This is a genomic window from Stappia sp. ICDLI1TA098 (assembly GCF_054880955.1).
This window is the reverse complement of the sequence record NZ_JBTZBT010000003.1, coordinates 535,864-553,036: the sequence shown is the minus strand read 5'-3', so window position 1 is coordinate 553,036 and position 17,173 is coordinate 535,864. Positions and strand designations below refer to the sequence as shown.

The 17,173-nt window shown below is 65.0% G+C and carries 17 protein-coding genes; 6 read left to right on the top strand and 11 right to left on the bottom strand.

The window, feature by feature from the left end:
* Positions 1-394: 394 nt before the first annotated feature.
* Positions 395-841 (top strand): DUF2852 domain-containing protein, encoded by a 447-nt coding sequence (locus ACSLUQ_RS17570; protein ID WP_417771217.1) that lies wholly within the window; start codon positions 395-397, stop codon positions 839-841.
* Between the two features lie 103 nt (positions 842-944).
* On the opposite strand, the gene secB is transcribed toward ACSLUQ_RS17570, so the two are convergent.
* Complete coding sequence (gene secB / locus ACSLUQ_RS17565; protein ID WP_417771218.1) at positions 945-1,430, bottom strand: protein-export chaperone SecB; 486 nt, start codon at positions 1,428-1,430, stop codon at positions 945-947.
* 191 nt (positions 1,431-1,621) lie between these two features.
* Here secB and ACSLUQ_RS17560 point away from each other — a divergent pair, with 191 nt between their 5' ends.
* Positions 1,622-2,998 (top strand): ActS/PrrB/RegB family redox-sensitive histidine kinase, encoded by a 1,377-nt coding sequence (locus ACSLUQ_RS17560; RefSeq protein WP_417771219.1) that lies wholly within the window; start codon positions 1,622-1,624, stop codon positions 2,996-2,998.
* A 93-nt stretch (positions 2,999-3,091) separates the two neighbouring features.
* Positions 3,092-3,646, top strand: a complete 555-nt coding sequence (locus tag ACSLUQ_RS17555; RefSeq protein WP_461809259.1) for an ActR/PrrA/RegA family redox response regulator transcription factor — start codon at positions 3,092-3,094, stop codon at positions 3,644-3,646.
* Positions 3,647-3,656: 10 nt separating this feature from the next.
* On the opposite strand, the gene ACSLUQ_RS17550 is transcribed toward ACSLUQ_RS17555, so the two are convergent.
* From ACSLUQ_RS17550 to trpS, 3 genes are all read right to left on the bottom strand, one after another.
* Complete coding sequence (locus ACSLUQ_RS17550) at positions 3,657-4,586, bottom strand: glycosyltransferase family 2 protein (RefSeq protein WP_461809258.1); 930 nt, start codon at positions 4,584-4,586, stop codon at positions 3,657-3,659.
* Positions 4,587-4,671: 85 nt separating this feature from the next.
* Complete coding sequence (locus ACSLUQ_RS17545; RefSeq protein WP_461809257.1) at positions 4,672-5,166, bottom strand: MmcB family DNA repair protein; 495 nt, start codon at positions 5,164-5,166, stop codon at positions 4,672-4,674.
* A gap of 141 nt (positions 5,167-5,307) precedes the next feature.
* A complete protein-coding gene (gene trpS / locus ACSLUQ_RS17540) occupies positions 5,308-6,384 on the bottom strand; it encodes a tryptophan--tRNA ligase (RefSeq protein ID WP_417771223.1) in 1,077 nt (358 codons plus the stop codon).
* Between the two features lie 310 nt (positions 6,385-6,694).
* On the opposite strand from trpS, the gene hemA reads away from it, so the two are divergent.
* Complete coding sequence (gene hemA / locus ACSLUQ_RS17535) at positions 6,695-7,915, top strand: 5-aminolevulinate synthase (RefSeq protein WP_417771224.1); 1,221 nt, start codon at positions 6,695-6,697, stop codon at positions 7,913-7,915.
* Between the two features lie 89 nt (positions 7,916-8,004).
* Here hemA and ACSLUQ_RS17530 read toward each other — a convergent pair whose 3' ends face one another.
* The 7 genes from ACSLUQ_RS17530 to ACSLUQ_RS17500 all read right to left on the bottom strand — a co-directional run bounded on the left by ACSLUQ_RS17530 (position 8,005) and on the right by ACSLUQ_RS17500 (position 14,541).
* Positions 8,005-8,424 carry a Rap1a/Tai family immunity protein gene (locus ACSLUQ_RS17530; RefSeq protein WP_417771225.1) on the bottom strand — a complete coding sequence of 140 codons (420 nt, stop codon included), beginning with the start codon at positions 8,422-8,424 and terminating at the stop codon, positions 8,005-8,007.
* Between the two features lie 83 nt (positions 8,425-8,507).
* Positions 8,508-8,789 carry a DUF2160 domain-containing protein gene (locus tag ACSLUQ_RS17525; protein ID WP_417771226.1) on the bottom strand — a complete coding sequence of 94 codons (282 nt, stop codon included), beginning with the start codon at positions 8,787-8,789 and terminating at the stop codon, positions 8,508-8,510.
* A gap of 28 nt (positions 8,790-8,817) precedes the next feature.
* On the bottom strand, positions 8,818-9,618 hold the full coding sequence (locus ACSLUQ_RS17520; protein ID WP_417771227.1) for a carbohydrate ABC transporter permease: 801 nt from the start codon (positions 9,616-9,618) through the stop codon (positions 8,818-8,820).
* Between the two features lie 13 nt (positions 9,619-9,631).
* Positions 9,632-10,495 carry a carbohydrate ABC transporter permease gene (locus ACSLUQ_RS17515; protein WP_461809256.1) on the bottom strand — a complete coding sequence of 288 codons (864 nt, stop codon included), beginning with the start codon at positions 10,493-10,495 and terminating at the stop codon, positions 9,632-9,634.
* Positions 10,496-10,509: 14 nt separating this feature from the next.
* Entirely contained in the window at positions 10,510-11,592 is a 1,083-nt protein-coding gene (locus ACSLUQ_RS17510) for an ABC transporter ATP-binding protein (RefSeq protein WP_461809255.1), read from the bottom strand.
* Entirely contained in the window at positions 11,570-12,670 is a 1,101-nt protein-coding gene (locus tag ACSLUQ_RS17505) for an ABC transporter ATP-binding protein (protein WP_417771230.1), read from the bottom strand. The genes ACSLUQ_RS17510 and ACSLUQ_RS17505 overlap by 23 nt, the downstream gene beginning before the upstream one ends.
* Before the next feature lie 134 nt (positions 12,671-12,804).
* Positions 12,805-14,541, bottom strand: a complete 1,737-nt coding sequence (locus ACSLUQ_RS17500; RefSeq protein ID WP_417771231.1) for an ABC transporter substrate-binding protein — start codon at positions 14,539-14,541, stop codon at positions 12,805-12,807.
* A gap of 202 nt (positions 14,542-14,743) precedes the next feature.
* Here ACSLUQ_RS17500 and ACSLUQ_RS17495 point away from each other — a divergent pair, with 202 nt between their 5' ends.
* On the top strand, positions 14,744-15,562 hold the full coding sequence (locus tag ACSLUQ_RS17495) for a DeoR/GlpR family DNA-binding transcription regulator (RefSeq protein WP_417771232.1): 819 nt from the start codon (positions 14,744-14,746) through the stop codon (positions 15,560-15,562).
* Positions 15,559-17,085 carry a glycerol-3-phosphate dehydrogenase gene (glpD, locus tag ACSLUQ_RS17490; RefSeq protein ID WP_461809254.1) on the top strand — a complete coding sequence of 509 codons (1,527 nt, stop codon included), beginning with the start codon at positions 15,559-15,561 and terminating at the stop codon, positions 17,083-17,085. Before ACSLUQ_RS17495 ends, glpD begins: the two co-directional genes overlap by 4 nt.
* Positions 17,086-17,173: the final 88 nt, after the last annotated feature.

Here is a 17,173-nt window from a genome sequence, read left to right as displayed (position 1 = left end):
GCGCAAAACCAAAATCCCTCCAACAAAACAAGCCCGATAGCCCCACCCCCAAAATCACTCAAACACAAACCCCAAAACGTCATCCAAGCGTCAAAGCCAAAACCTAAAGTCTCAACCCCACTTCAAGACAAACAACAAAAACCCTGCCCGGACACCCTCCTCAAACGCGCGCGCTCCTTTCACGTCCTCCCTTCAAGCTCTGGCGAGCGCCATGCCCACGATCCTTGCCCGCCGGAGGCTGACCGGCGTGTCCATCCACTCCATCCGCGAGGGACCGTCCGCGTGCTCGGCCACACGTGCCTGCGCACGCCCCCCCCCCCGGCCGCGGGTCTTCTTGAAACCTCCGCGCCACGCGACCACATGTTTCTCGTACCCAACACCTGCGAGGAACACGATGAGCTACACCTCCACCATGAATTCGCAGAGCGAGGCCGGCCAACGCCGCTCCTGTGCGATCCGCCCCGGATGGTCACCGCTTACGATCGGCCTGATGGTTCTCGGCTTCATCTTCGCCTGGCCGATCGGCCTTGCCATGCTCGCCTATATTCTATGGGGCGACCGCCTGCGCGGGGCATTCGACGACGCACGCCACCAGTTCCGAACCTCCCCGGTCGGGCGAGGCATGTCCTCGGGCCTGCGTGGCGACACCGGCAACTCCGCCTTCGACGCCTATCGCGACCGCGAGCTGCGCCGTCTCGAGGAAGAGCGGGCCCGCATCGAGACGATGCGCGCGGAGTTCGATGACTTCCTGCGCGAGCTGCGCCGCAAGAAGGACCACGAGGAGTTCGACCGGTTCATGGCAGATCGCGGCCACGCACCGGCCCCGCGCACCGGCGACTGAGGCGCCCGGAAAGCACCTCGCGCCGCAAGGCCGCACACATGAAAAAAGCCGCGGACAGGGTCCGCGGCTTTTTCGTTTCACAATGCAAAAGGCTGCCCTGCCCTCAGTTCGGGCGCGCGTCCCCGCCACCCTGCTCCATGTTCTGGCGATAGAGCTGGGCGAAATCGATCGGGTCGAGCATGAGCGGCGGGAAGCCGCCGTTGCGCGAGGCCTCGGCCAGAATGTTGCGCGCGAAGGGGAACAGCATGCGCGGGCACTCGATCAGCACGAAAGGATGCAGGTGCTCTTCCGGCACGCCGGCGATGCGGAAGATGCCGGCATAGACGAGTTCGATGGCGAAGACCGTCATCTCGGGCGTCTTGGCGCTCGCGGTCAGGGTCAGCACGACCTCGAACTGGTTCTCGCCCATCGGCTGGGCGCCGACGTTGACGTTGATGTCGAGCTTCGGCTGCTCCTTGGGCTGCAGCGATGCAGGAGCATTCGGGTTCTCGAACGACAGGTCCTTGATGTACTGGGCAATGATGCTCATGCCCGGCGCGCCGCCGGCCTGGTTCACCTGGCCATCGGCCGCGTCATTGGTATCGCTCATGCTGGAGTATCCTGTCCTGACCTTCGTCCAATCCCGCCGGTACGGCGACGCGCCGCGCCCGACTTTGTCCGGCTGGCTAGCATGGGCACGGCGGAAAGCACAAGGTTTGATTGACGCGCCGGGACCATGGCTACACATAGTCGGGAACGGGCGAACGGGATGCCCGACGCTGAGACGGATGCGGCAGGGGCATGACGAATACGGAAATCGTGGAACTGGGATCACCGCACCGGCGGCTGAAACTCGACACTCTCGTCCGGCTGCGCTGGATGGCGGTCGCCGGTCAGACGGCGACGCTTCTTCTCGTGCGCTTCGGACTGGACTACCCGCTGCCCTTCGCCGCCTGCATAGGCCTCGTGGCGGCCTCGGCCTGGGTCAACATCCTGCTGAAGATCCGCTCGCCGCAGTCGCAACGCCTCTCCCAGCGCTCCGCGACACTACAGCTCGCCTACGATCTGGCGCAGATGGGTGGGCTTCTTTATCTCACCGGCGGTCTCGGCAATCCCTTTGCCTTCCTGTTGCTCGCCCCCGTGATGGTGTCGGCGACCGGACTATCGGCGCGCAAGACGCTCTACCTCGGTCTCCTCGCGGCGGTCATCGCCACCCTGGTCGCCTATGACCACCTGCCGCTGCCCTGGCCGGAGGGGCGAACCTTCAGCCTGCCCAGCATCTATGCGCTCGGCGTCTGGATCTCGCTGGTCTGCTCGCTCGCTTTCATGGGCGTCTATGCCTACCGTGTCGCGGAGGAGGCCCGGCAGCTCTCCGACGCCCTTGCCGCCAGCGAGCTGGTGCTGGCCCGCGAACAGCACCTGCATGCGCTCGACGGCCTGGCGGCGGCGGCGGCTCATGAACTCGGCACGCCGATGGCGACCGTCTATCTCACCTCCAAGGAGCTGGCGCGCGACCTCGCCGACATTGCCCCCGAACAAGCCGACGCGCTGCCGGAAGGGCTGCGCGAGGACGTCGAGCTCATTCTCTCCCAGGCGCAACGTTGCCGCGAGATCCTGTCGAAGCTCTCGTCGCTTTCCGACGACCGGGACCAGCATTTCCACGGCGAGCCGCTTTCGCACCTGATCGAGCAGGTCGTCGAGCCCTGCCGTGCCTTCGGGATAGAGATCCTCGTCGACATCCGCGGCGACGGAGCCGAGCCGATCGGCATCCGCAATCCGGCGATCCACTACGGACTGGGCAATATTCTCGAAAATGCCATCGACTTCGCCGCGAGCGAGGTGAAGATCGCCGCACGCTGGACGCCCGCCAGCGTCACAATCGAGGTCTCCGACGACGGACGTGGCTTCGCCCCGGACGTGATCACGCGGCTGGGAGAGCCCTATGTCACGAAACGCGGCTACCGGGAGACGCGCGAAGGCCGCCCCGGCCAGGGCGAACGCGGCGGCGGGCTCGGTCTCGGCTTCTTCATCGCCAAGACGCTTCTGGAGCGCACCGGAGCGGACCTGCGCCTGCGAAACCGCACCCCGCCGGCGCGCGGTGCTGTGGTCCGCGTCAGCTGGCCTCGCGGCGGCGACGAGCGCAATGTGACCTGGAGGGCGGAAGACGCTTCCGCCTGACAGGACGGACTGCCGCACCCGGGCGAAGACATTTGCCCCGGGGAAAAACCCCCATATAAGGGGGTGAAACAATCAAGGGACGTGGAAACGGGCATGGACGAACGCCTGGAATGCGACACAGCAATGCAGAAGAGCCTGCTTATCGTCGATGACGACAGGCCGTTCCAGCAGCGCCTCGCGCGCGCCATGGAGAAGCGTGGCTTTGAAACGACAACCGCCGACAGTGTCCGCGAGGCGCTCGAGAAGGTTCGCATCAAGGCGCCGGACTTCGCCGTTGTCGACATGCGCCTGGAAGACGGCAGCGGCCTCGACGTGGTTGAGGCAATCCGTGCCCGTCGGCCGGAGGCGCGGGTTGTGATCCTGACCGGCTACGGCAACATCGCGACGGCGGTGACGGCGGTGAAACTCGGCGCGGTCGACTACCTCGCCAAGCCGGCGGACGCCGACGACGTGCTGGCGGCGCTGACCAGTTCGAGCGAAGAGCGGGCCGCACCGCCGGAGAACCCGATGTCGGCCGACCGCGTGCGGTGGGAACACATCCAGCGGATCTACGAATTGTGCGACCGAAATGTTTCGGAGACCGCCCGGCGGCTCAACATGCACCGCCGCACGCTGCAGCGCATTCTGGCGAAGCGCGCGCCGCGCTGAACGGGCGCGCTCATTCCCCCCTGGCGGCGTGTCCGTAGAAGCGCAGCTTGATCCCGCACAGACCGATGACGACGCCGACGGCCGACGCAAGGTCGACGCCGGCGCGTCGCGCCCGCCACCCCGCCAGCGGCGACCAGAACAGATGGTTGATCGCATAGCCGAGCTTGGCGCAAAGCTTGCCGACGCAGACGAGACCGGCCTGGGCGAAGCTCGCATGCGTCTTGCGCGCCCAGGTCCCGAAATAGACCCCGTCGCGCAATCCCCGACGCAACATGAAGCGCAAGGTCAAGCGGTCGGCGGGCACCACGTCGCGGACGCGCGCGCCGGCGGCACTCCCATAGCGCGCGCCCTGACTGCACAGCCGGGTGATGAGCTCATAGTCCTCGCCACCCGTCGCGGCGTAATCCGGCTGGAACCAGTCGGCTTCGTCCTCGGGCAGGCACGAAAGGCGCAGCAGCAGATTTGCTGTCGTCGGCGACTCGCAGTCCTCGACGAAGAACCCTCCGCTCACGATCCAGCCGGGCGGAGGCGCCAGGTAAACCGGCGCAATGGGGCCGATCTGGATATCCGCTCCGGTCCTGTCGGCCGCCTCGAGATGCGCCTCGAGCCAGTCGTCGTCGGCGCGCTCGTCATCGTCGAGACATGCCACGAACTCCGCGCCGCTTTCCAGGGCAAGACGCAGAGAGCGGTTACGCACCGCCGTCAGGCCCGGTTCGCTCACCCGGTCGTAGACGAGATCGAAGACATCGGAGAATTCCGCCGCCACCCGCCGCGCCGACACGCGACCATTGTCGACGACGATGACGCGCAGGCCCGTGCCGACGCTCTGGCGCGCGAGGGAATGCAGCGCCTGGCGCAACGGCTCGTGCCGGTCGCATGTGCAAATGGCAACGCAAACCCGATCTCCCGCACGGGCTGACCCAACGTCTGCCGACGACACGTCCATGCGCCTCCCTGGCTGCGATGCTGCTGGCGGTTTAGTCGCAAAGGACCGGCGGGATTGCAACGGGAAAGGCGCGAACGCCTCAGCCCATTCCGCCGACGGACGCACGAAGGTCGGGATCGAGCGCGTCGTGCAGGCGATTGGCCGCGGCCTGGGCGAAGCGAAGCAGCACCGCCTTGCGCGTCGCCGCCGACAGCCTGTGCTCGGGAGCAGGACGCAGGATCTCCGCGAAGTAGCCGTCGGACAGGATCAACCCCGCGTCCTGCGGAAACACCTCCGCCGGGACGCCGGCATGGCTTGCGAAGAACAGCCGGTCGCAATGGGCGCGGTAATCGGGCCATTTGGCGTCGGCACGGAAATCGGCGAGAGAGGACTTCACCTCCACGATCCAGACATCCCCCTTCGGCCCGACGGCAGCAAGATCGGCGCGCCGCCCAGAGGCAAGCGTCAGTTCGCCGACACAGGCAAAGCCCGCCGCCCGCAGCATCCGCGCCGCACCGCGCCAGACCCGCGTGGCGGCTTCAGACTGGCGTCCATCGCAGAGCGGATCGTCGAGCAGGATGCGATTGGTGGTCATGCCGTCTGGTTCCGTTCGCGGATATGTTCCATCTTTGTTCCACCGAAGACTAGCCTCCCGCCCCCGGAATTGGCAAGGGCCGCGCCGGAAAACCGGCGCGGCCCTGATGGTCGCTCACTGTCGTGGATGGCGATCCGCCGATCAGCGGCCCTCGAGGAAGCCCATGATCCGGCGGGCATCGCGCAGCACCGGTCCGGCGATCTCCGATGCCCGGCCGGCACCCTCGCGCAGAACGGCATCGATATGGCCCGGATCGTCAAGCAGGCGGTTCATCTCTCCGGTCATCGGCGCGAGTTTCTCGACGGCGAGATCGGCAAGGGCCGGCTTGAAGATGGAGAACGGCTGACCGCCGAACTCGGCGAGCACCTCTTCCCTGGTGCGGCCGGAGAGCGCGGCATAGATGCCGACGAGATTGGCCGCCTCGGGGCGCTCGGAAAGGCCTTCCATCTCACCCGAAAGCGGCTCGGGATCGGTCTTCGCCTTGCGGATCTTCTTGGCGATGTCGTCGGCGGAATCGCGCAGGTTGATGCGCGACAGGTCCGAGGGATCGGACTTGGACATCTTCTTGGTGCCGTCGCGCAAGCTCATGATGCGCGTGGCCGGACCGGCGATCATCGGCTCCGTCATCGGGAAGAAAAGCTCATCCGGCAGTTCAGGGCTCGGCGTCGGGTTGGGAATGCCCAGCCCCATCTCCTTGATGCGATCGGCGAAGTCGTTGTTGAACTTCTGCGCGATGTCGCGGGTCAGCTCCAGATGCTGCTTCTGGTCGTCGCCGACCGGCACATGCGTTGCCCGGTAGGCGAGGATGTCGGCCGCCATGAGGGTCGGATAGGCGAAGAGCCCGACCGAAGCGTTTTCCCGGTTCTTGCCGGCCTTCTCCTTGAACTGCGTCATGCGGTTGAGCCAGCCGATGCGCGCAATGCAATTGAAGATCCAGGCAAGCTCCGCGTGTTCGCGAACCTGGCTCTGGTTGAAGATGATCGCCTTCTGCGGATCGATGCCCGCGGCGAGATAGGCGGCAGTCACTTCCCGGGTGGTCTGGGCAAGCACGTTCGGGTCGTGCTTGATCGTGATCGCATGCAGGTCGACGACGCAGTAGATCGTCGGCATCTCGTCCTGCAGCGGCACGAAGCGCGAGATCGCGCCGAGATAATTGCCGAGATGAAGATTGCCGGTGGGCTGAACGCCCGAGAATACGCGCGGCTGGAACTGGCTCAACGTTCCATCTCCCGATTTGACCAAGGGTTGGAGAAAGAGACCCTGCCGGTCCCTTCCCGCGGACTTATGGACAAGGGGAAGTTCCAACGCAAGGAAGATCACGGAAGAAGCCGGTGCAGGGCGAGGTTCGCAACAGGCTTTCATGCCGGCGCGCTGCGTCGAAATGACCCCTCAGGCATATTCCCAATTCACTTACTGTTTTGCATTGGTCTATAACTTGGAATGACACTAATTTGCGGATATGCGAAATTTCATCGCTGGCGCCCGCCTGGCGGCGACAGCATGACGAACTGACATGCCGGAGGCCGGAATGGATTACGAGAGCTTCTTTCGAAGCAAGATCGACGGTTTGCACAAGGAAGGCCGCTACCGGGTTTTCGCAGATCTCGAACGTAAGGCGGGCCAGTTCCCCCGCGCCACGCGCCACACGCCGGACGGAGAACAGGACGTCGCGGTCTGGTGTTCCAACGACTATCTCGGCATGGGCCAGCATCCGGTCGTGACCGGTGCCATGCACGAGGCGCTCGAGCGCTGTGGTGCCGGGGCCGGTGGAACGCGCAACATCTCGGGCACCAACCACTACCACGTGCTGCTTGAGCAGGAACTCGCCGATCTCCACGGCAAGTCCTCCGCCCTGCTGTTCACGTCCGGCTATGTTTCCAACTGGGCGGCGCTCGGCACACTTGCCGCGCACCTTCCGGGCTGCGTCGTGCTGTCCGACGCGCTGAACCACGCCTCCATGATCGAGGGCATTCGCTACTCGCGTGCCGAAAAGCGGATCTGGAAGCACAATGACATCGCCGATCTGGAGCGCCAGCTCGCCGAGATCGAGCCGGGTCGTCCGAAGCTCGTGGCCTTCGAGTCCGTCTATTCGATGGACGGCGACATCGCGCCGATCAAGGAGATCTGCGACATCGCCGACAAATACGGCGCGATGACCTATCTCGACGAGGTGCACGCGGTCGGCCTCTACGGTCCGCGCGGCGGCGGCGTCGCCGAGCGCGAGGGCCTGATGGACCGCCTGACGGTGATCGAGGGCACGCTCGGCAAGTCCTTCGGCGTCATGGGTGGCTATATCGCCGCCTCGGACGCGCTTTGCGACTTTGTGCGTTCCTATGCGTCCGGCTTCATCTTCACCACGTCGCTACCGCCGGCGCTGGCCGCCGGCGCCCAGGCCTCGATCGCGTATCTCAAGTCGACTGAGGGCGCACGGCTGCGCCTGCGTCACGCCAACCGGGTCGCCGCGGTCCGCAAGCGGCTCGATGCCGCTGGCATTCCGCACCTCGATAACCCGAGCCACATCGTCCCGGTGATGGTCAAGGATCCGGTGAAGTGCAAGATGATCTCCGACATCCTGCTCGACAGCTACGGGATCTACATCCAGCCGATCAACTATCCGACCGTGCCCAAGGGGCAGGAGCGCCTGCGCATCACGCCGTCGCCGCTGCATTCGGACGGGGACATCGAGCACCTGGTGCGCTCGATCGAGTCGCTGTGGAAGCAGTGCGCGCTCGCGCGGGCCGTCGCCTGACGACAGCCCCAAACAGGCTTCAGACCGCAATCAGACGCGCCGGATCCGAGAGGGTCCGGCGCGTTTTGCTTTTGTGCGAGCAAACGGGATCAGCGGGCCATGGCCGGCATGTTGGAGCAGGCCGGCCAGGTGGCGCGGAAGGCGTCATAGACAAGCAGCGGGCCGCTGGTCCTCCGGCCCTCCGGGTGTTTCTTCAGATGATCAAGCAGCGCCTGCCGCAGTCCGTTGGCGTCCACGCCAGGCGGAATGCAGTTGGCACGGCCGAGCAGGAAAGCGTCGAGCGCACCCTGCAGGTAGCCAAGGCAGAAGGTGACGGCGACAGGATTTCCTTGCGGCTCGGCCGTGCAGAGCGTCTCGATCTGTCCACCCGACTGCCACCCTTCCGAGGCCCCTGCCGAACCGCCGGCGAGCGCCAGCGCGACGGCGAACACGACCAGGCCGCTCCGGCGCGCCGTCTTGCCGCCCGCACCTGAGAGGCCATGGTCGAACGATCTTCTGGGTGACGTCATCTCTTGCGCCCGCGCGTTGAACCTTTACCGGATCCTTCCGCGAGTCGCCCGTGCGAACAAGCCTCGCCCGGATCAGCCGGCGCTCAGACCCAGCGGAAGACGCAGATTGCGTAGACGATCGCGAGTGCGAGCGGGATCCACAGCACCGGCCCGACAAGGCCGAGCCAGCCGAGAAAGATGAAGGCGCTGCCCAGCAGCGAGATGAAAAGCCGGTCGCCGCGTGTCGTGTCGAGACCCAGGGCGCCATGACGCGGACCACCGCCCGGCGACACATATTCCCACACGGACATGACCGCGAAGCAGCCGGCGATAAAGACGAAGAAGGCGGCTGTCGGTCCGGTCCAGGCCATCCAGCTCAATCCCATGACGGTCTCTCCCCTTGGTTTGCGCGTGTCACACGCGCCCGAGCGCGAAGCCCTTGGCGATGTAATTGCGTACGAAGTAGATGACGAAGGCGCCGGGAATGATGGTGAGCGTGCCCGCCGCCGCGAGCAGGCCCAGCTCGTAGCCGGACGTGCTCGCCGTGCGGGTCATCACCGCGGCGATGGGCTTGGCGTCGACGGAGGTCAGCGTCTTCGCCAGCAGCAGCTCCACCCACGAAAACATGAAGCAGAAGAAGGCGGCGACACCGATGCCGGCGGCGATCGTCGGCACGAAGATCTTCAGGAAGAACGACCAGAAGGAATGACCGTCCACATAGGCGGTCTCGTCGAGTTCCTTCGGCACGCCCGACATGAAGCCTTCCAGGATCCACACCGCCAGCGGAATGTTGAACAGCGTATGAGCCAGCGCCACGGCAATCGGCGTATCGAACAGCCCAACCGCCGAATAGAGCTGGAAGAAGGGCAGGGCAAAGACCGCCGGCGGCGCCATGCGGTTGGTCAGCAGCCAGAAGAACAGGTGCTTGTCGCCGAGGAACCGGTAGCGCGAGAAGGCATAGGCGGCCGGCAGGGCCACCAGCACCGAGATCACCGTGTTGAGCAGCACATAGGTCAGCGAGTTGACATACCCCATGTACCAGGTCGGATCGGTGAAGATCTTGACGTAGTTCTCGGTCGTGAACTCCCTCGGGAACAGCGTGAAGGATCCCAGGATCTCATTGGTCGTCTTGAACGACATGTTGACCAGCCAATAGATCGGCAGCAACAGAAAGGCGATGTAGAGAACGGGAACGAAACGGCTGATACGGGTCATGGCGGACCTTTCGTCACGACTGCTCGTTGCGCATCATCAAGGTGTAGAACACCCAGCTCAGCAACAAGATGATGAGGAAGTAGATCAGCGACATGGCGGCCGCCGGCCCGAGATCGAACTGCCCCAGCGCGATCTTGACCAGATCGATGGACAGCAATGTCGTCGAATTGCCCGGCCCGCCGCCGGTCAGCACCGAAAGCTCGGTGTAGATCATGAAGCTGTCCATGAAGCGCAACAGCACGGCGATGGTCAGCACCCGCTTCATCTTCGGAAGCTGGATGTAGCGGAAGATCGCCAGCGACCCGGCGCCATCGATGCGCGCCGCCTGGTAATAGGCGTCGGGAATGGACACAAGCCCGGCATAGGCGAGCAGCACGACGAGCGACGTCCAGTGCCAGACATCCATCAGGATCAGCGTGAACCACGCATCTCCCGGCTGGCGGGTAAAGTTGTAGTCGAAACCGAGCGCGTTGAGACCACGCCCGAGCAGGCCGATGTCGGGCAGGGCAAAGATATTCCACATCGCCCCGACGACGTTCCAGGGGATCAGCAGCGGCAGCGCCATCAGCACCAGGCAGACCGGAACCCACGGCCCCTTGCGCGGCATCGTCAGCGCGATGGCGATGCCGAGCGGGATCTCGATCACCAGGATCGTTCCGGTAAAGACGAGCTGGCGAAACAGCGCGTCGTGGAAACGCTCCGAACGCAGCACCTGTTCGAACCAGGTGACGCCCGCCCAGAAGAAGACGTTGTCACCGAAGGTTTCCTGCACCGAGTAGTTCACCACCGTCATCAGCGGGATGACGGCGTTGAAGGCGACGAGAGCCACCACCGGCAGGACGAAGAGCCAGGCGCGATTGTCGTGTGTCTTGTTCATCCGATCCTCCCGCCTCAGGCGACGATCCAGCCGTCGCGGTAGACGGCCGTGTGTGCGGGGTCGAGGGAGAGCCAGGCGGCCTCCCCGGGAATGTCGACGCCCTCGGCGACAAGCAGCTTGATCGCGTTGCCGGAGGCATCGGCCTCGACGATGCGGAAGCGCCCCGCGTCGGCCACCTTGACGACCCGGGCGGGAAGCCGTCCCTCGCCCGCACCGTCCGCGAAGCTGACGAATTCCGGGCGAACGCCGACCTCGATGCGGCCGGCGCCGGGTGCGGGCGCGGCGGAAGCGCTTGTCGCCACCGGCGTACCGGCGATGCTGACGCGACCGCCCTCGTCAAGCGCGCAAGGCAGAACATTCATGCCGGGCGACCCGATGAAATGGCCTACGAACGTGTGCCTCGGTCGTTCGAACAGCTCCACGGGCGTGCCGATCTGCACCACCTCGCCCTGGTTCATCACCACCACCTTGTCGGCGAAGGTCAGTGCCTCGGTCTGGTCGTGGGTGACATAGATCATCGTGGTGCGCACCCGCTGGTGCAGCTCCTTCAGCTTTGAGCGCAATTGCCACTTCAGGTGCGGGTCGATGACTGTCAGCGGTTCGTCGAACATGATCGCGTTGACATCGTCGCGCACCAGCCCGCGACCGAGCGAAATCTTCTGCTTGCCGTCCGCGGTCAGGCCGGCCGCGCGCTGCTTGAGCATGTGCGTCAGGTCGATCATCTCGGCGATCTCGCGCACCCGGGCGTCGACGCGGGCCTCATTGACGCTGCGGTTGCGCAGCGGGAAGGCGAGATTGTCGTAGACGGTCATCGTGTCGTAGACGACCGGGAACTGAAACACCTGGGCGATGTGGCGTCGGTCGGGCGGCAGATCCGTCACATCCTCGCCGTCGAAGAGAACGCGGCCGCCGGTTGGCCTCAGCAGGCCGGAAATGATCGACAGAAGCGTGGTCTTGCCGCAGCCGGAGGGGCCAAGCAACGCATAGGCGCCGCCGTCCTCCCATTCCAGGTCGAGCCGCTTCAGGGCCCAGTCGGCGTCGTCGACCGGATCGGGCCGGTAGGCGTGCCGCAGCTCATCGAGCAGGATTCTGGCCATTCTGCCCTCCCTTGGCCGGAATGCGTCGACCGTCGGGCGCGAACACCATCGCCTGCGACATGTCGGCATAAAGACGCTGCGCCGTGCCCACCTCGAACGGATGGATGCCGTGAGACTGGGAAACCCAGGTCTCCCCGTGCAACGTGAAATGGATGATGCTTTCCGACCCCGAGAGCTCCGTGACGAGCACCCGCCCATCGACCGGTACCGGCATCTCGCCTTGCGGAACAGGCGAGACATGGTGCGGGCGGATGCCGAGCGTATAGGCGCCGTCGGCGAGAGAGCCCATGCCAGGCGGGGCCTCGACCGCCTCCCCCGCGGGCAGGGTGAACCGGTTGCCCGTCTTGCGGGCGGCGACCACGTTGATCGGCGGATCGGCGAAGACCTGGGCGCTCGTCAGGTCAACGGGGTTGCGATAGACCGTGCCCGTGGGGCCGAACTGAGTGACCTGCCCTTCGAAAAGGCAGGCGGTGTTGCCACCAAAAAGCAACGCCTCGACCGGCTCGGTGGTCGCGTAGACGACGATGCAGTCGCGGTCGGCGAAAAGGCGGGGAAGCTCGTCGCGCAACTCCTCGCGCAGCTTGAAGTCGAGATTGGCGAGCGGTTCGTCGAGCAGGACGAGGTCGGCGTCCTTGACCAGCGCGCGCGCCATCGCGGTGCGTTGCTGCTGTCCGCCCGAAAGCTCCGCCGGCCGGCGCTCGAGCATGGCGTCGAGCTTCAGGAGTTCCGCCATCCGGCCGACGCGGTTGCGGATTTCCGCCTCCTCCATCCGCGCAACGCGGAGCGGCGAGGCGATGTTCTCGTAGATCGTCATGTTGGGGTAGTTGATGAACTGCTGGTAGACCATCGACACGTTGCGATGGCGCACGGAGACGCCGGTGACGTCGTGCCCGCCGAAGCGCACCTGGCCGGACGTCGGGCGCTCCAGCCCCGCCATCAGCTTCATCAGGGTCGTCTTGCCGGCCAGCGTCGTGCCGAGAAGAATGTTGAAGCTGCCAGGCTCGAAGACGAGATCCGTCGGGTGGATGAGCGTCTCGGCACCGGCGCGCAAGGCCACCTGCCTCAATTCAAGGGACATGGGTCGCTGCCCTGTTGGTCGTGCGTAGGGGATCGGAAACATCGCCGGCCGGTCTCGGGACCGCGCCCGTGCAAGCCGGCGACCGGGACGGTCGGGGAACGCACACGTCCCCCGACCGCCATCACCCGGGCTGATCAGTTCTCGGCCCAGCGCTGGACGAGATCGTCGTAGTTGACCGTCTCGCCCTTCGGCTTCTCGTTGTCGAGCTTGGCCTTGGCGCCGCCCTTGCCAAGCCACTCGGACGGATCCTTCGGCTCGTTGAGGCGCGGACCGCAGCCGCCGTAGGTGTTGTTGGCCTCGTCGGCGCGCTGCATGCGACCCATGATCGTGTCCATCTCGCCGGCGAGACGGTCCATGGCTTCCTGCGGCGTGAAGGTGCCCGAGTTCACGTCGCCGATCTGCTGCCACCAGAGCTGCGCGAGCTTGGGATAGTCCGGCACGTTGATGCCGGTCGGCGACCAGCGCACCCGGTCGGGCGAGCGGTAGAACTCGACCACGCCGCCGAGTTTTGGTGCGCGCTCGGAGAAGCTCTCGTGGCGCACGGTGCTGTCGCGGATGAAGGTGAGACCGACATGGCTCTTCTTCACGTCGACCGTCTTGGAGGTCACGAACTGGGCGTAGAGCCAGGCGGCCTTGGCGCGATCCGTCGGCGTCGACTTCAGGATCGTCCAGGAGCCCACGTCCTGATAGCCGACCTTCTGGCCTTCTTCCCAGTAGGGGCCGTGCGGGCTGGGCGCCGCACGCCACAGCGGCATGCCGTTGTCGTCGACGGTGTTGTTGCCCTCCGACTTCGGCTTGACCATGTCCGCCAGGAACGCGGTGTACCAGAAGATCTGCTGGGCGACGTTGCCCTGGCTGAGCGCCGGCAGCGACTGGTAGAAGTCGTAGTCGGCCGCCCCGGGAGGCGCGTATTTGCGCAGCCACTCGTCCCACTTGCGAATGGCGTAGACCGCCGCCGGGCCGTTGGTCGCGCCACCACGGGCCACCGAGGCGCCCGACGGGTTGCACGAGCCCTCGTCCATGCGGATGCCCCATTCGTCGATGGGCCGCCCGTTCGGCTCGCCCTTCGAGCCGGTGCCGGCCATGGAAAGCCACGCATCGGTCATGCGCCAGCCAAGATCGGGCGCGCGCTTGCCATAGTCCATATGGCCATAGACGCGCACGCCGTCGACTTCCTTGACGTCCTCGGTGAAGAACTCGGCGATGTCCTCATAGGCGGACCAATTCACCGGCACGCCAAGTTCGTAGCCGTATTTCTCCTTGAACTTCGCCTTCAGGTCCGCGCGATCGAACCAGTCCTTGCGGAACCAGTAGAGATTGGCGAACTGCTGGTCGGGCATCTGGTAGAGATCGCCGTCGGGCCCGGTGGTGAAGGAAATGCCCATGAAGTCGTCGAGATCGAGCGTCGGCGACGTCACGTCCTTGGCCTCACCGGCCATCCAGTCGGTCAGGTTCACCGCCTGCTGCAGGCGCGAGTGCGTGCCGATCAGATCGGAGTCATTGACATAGGCGTCGTAGAGATTGCGGTTTGTCTGCATCTGCGTCTGCACCGCCTGGACGACCTCGCCCTCGCCCAGGATCTGGTGATTCACCTTGATGCCGGTAATCTCCTCGAACGCCTTGGTCAGCGTCTTCGATTCATACTCGTGGGTCGGAATCCCCTCCGACAGAACGTTGATCTCCATCCCCTTGAAGGGCTCCGCCGCCTTGATGAACCACTCCATCTCGGCGAGCTGTCCCTCCTTGGACAGCGAGGACGGCTGGAATTCGCTGTCGATCCACTTTTTCGCTTCTTCCGTTCCGGCAAATGCCGAAGGGGAAGCTGCTATAAGCGCAACAGCCGCTACGGCCGCTCGAATATCTCTGCGCATGAAATCTCCTCCCTGAAGTAAGCTTTCAAGCAAACTTGCGGATAAACTATCAAACGAAAAAAAATGAACGTCAACCCGAAAATCGCCTTGCCATTCGTTGCGCGAAAAGTGCAAAATCCAGTGAAAACGCCCTTCATGCTGCACATGCGAGCAGCGCGAAGACATGAAAAGATAAAATCGAAAAAAAACGAAAGGCCGTCAGATGGACCCGGTGTCCCCTCGGCAGGCTGATATCCTTGACCGTGCACGCAGGTCTGGTCGCGTCGACGTCGAGGCTCTGGCCATCGACTTCGACGTCACCCCACAGACGATCCGCAAGGATCTGAACGAACTTTGCGAGCGCGGCCTGCTGCAGCGCGTGCACGGCGGCGCCGTTTTGCCGTCAGGTATTGCAAATTATGCTTATGACGCCCGACGCCAGCTCGCCGCCGAGGGCAAACGGCAGATCGGGCTGAGGGCCGCGGCGCTCATTCCCGACAATGCCTCGATCATGCTCAACATCGGCACCACCACCGAGCAGGTGGCCCGCGCCCTGCGCCAGCACGACGGCATCATGGCGATCACCAACAACATCAATGTCGCCAACATCCTGCGAACCGCGCCGGATGTCGAGGTGATCATCGCGGGCGGCCAGGTGCGCGCCTCCGACGGCGGCATCGTCGGCGAGGCCACCGTCGACTTCATCCGCCAGTTCAAGGTCGACTACGCCGTGATCGGCGCCTCGGCGATCGATGCCGACGGCACGATCTTCGACTACGACTTCCGCGAGGTTCGCGTCTCCCGCGAGATCCTGTCGCACGCGCGCCAGGTGCTTCTCGTGGCCGACGCCATGAAATTCGAGCGCAGCGCGCCCGTACGCATCGGTCACCTTGCCGAGATCGACACCTTCATCACAGACCGGGCACCGCCGGCCTCCGTTCTGGAGATCTGCCGGGACAGCGGCGTCCGGGTTGAAATAGCGGAGGCCGGCGGGGAGGAGGCCGGCCATCCTGACGAGACGACGGGAGACATCGCGCTATGACCGCGCAGAAAGAAAACGCGCCGTTCGACATCCTCATCATCGGTGGCGGCATCAACGGCTGCGGCATCGCCCGCGACGCCGTCGGCCGGGGCTATTCGGTCTGCCTTGCCGAGATGAACGACCTCGCCAGCGGCACGTCCTCCTGGTCGACCAAGCTCATCCACGGCGGCCTGAGGTATCTCGAATACTACGAGTTCCGGCTGGTGCGCGAGGCGCTCGGCGAACGCGAGCTGCTGTGGTCGATCGCACCGCACATCATCCATCCGCTGCGCTTCGTCCTGCCGCACCAAAAGGGGCTTCGCCCACGCTGGATGCTGCGCCTTGGACTGTTCCTCTACGACCATCTCGGCGGGCGCAAGCTCCTGCCGGCGACGAAGACGCTGGATCTGCGCGACGATGCGGCCGGCAAGCCTCTGAAGCCCGGCTTCTCCACCGCCTTCGAATATTCCGACTGCTGGGTGAACGATGCCCGCCTCGTGGCGCTCAACGCGCGCGATGCGGCCGATCGGGGCGCCGAGATCAATACCCGTACCAAGGTTGTCTCAGCCGAGCGGACCGGCGATCTCTGGCGCGTCCGGCTTCAGGACACGGTCAGCGGCGACATCCGCGAGGTCTCCGCGCGGCTTCTCGTCAACGCCGCCGGCCCCTGGGTCGACCGGGTTCTGCATGGCGCCATGCAGCGCAGCGATGCCAATCACGTCCGCCTCGTGCAGGGCAGCCACATCGTTGTGCGCAAGCTCTTCGACCACGACCGCGCCTATATCTTCCAGAACGGGGACGGTCGGATCGTCTTCGCCATTCCCTACGAGGGCGAACACACGCTGATCGGCACGACCGACCGCGACTTCACGGGAGATCCCGCCGATGTCTCCGCCAGCGAGGAGGAGATCGCCTATCTGATCTCGGCGGCGGGCGAGTATTTCAAGCAGCCGATTACCCGCGACGATGTGGTCTGGACCTACTCCGGCGTGCGCCCGCTCTTCGACGACGGCGCCTCCAAGGCACAGGAGGCAACGCGCGACTACGTCCTGAAGCTCGAGCGGGGCACGGGTGCTGAGCCGGCGCTCGTCAACATATTCGGCGGCAAGATCACCACCTACCGGCGGCTGGCACTGTCAGTCATGGACCTTGTCGAGAAGGCAATCGGGGCCAAGGGCAAAAGCTGGACTGCGACGCCGCCGCTGCCCGGCGGCGATTTCGCCGCGACCGGCTTCGAGGACCTCGTCACCGGACTTGCGGCCGACTGGCCGGATCTCGACCGGGCGCTGCTGCGTCGCCTGGCCCGCGCCTACGGCACGAAGACGCGGGTTCTGCTTGCCGGAGTCAAGACGCCGCAGGATCTCGGCCTCGACTTCGGCGCAGGCTTGAGCGAGCGCGAGGTCGCCTACATGATGGACCACGAATGGGCGCGTACGGCCGAGGACGTGCTGTGGCGGCGCTCAAAGCTCGGGCTTGCCGTTGACGAGGCCGGGGCCGCACAGCTTGGACGTTTCATCGCCGAACGTCTGGAAAAGGTAGCCTGAGGCACACTTCACCTCGATGTGCGAACGCGAAAAGGGGCACGTTCGAAGGAACGTGCCCCTTGTTCGTTCGTCCCCACATTGCGTGGAC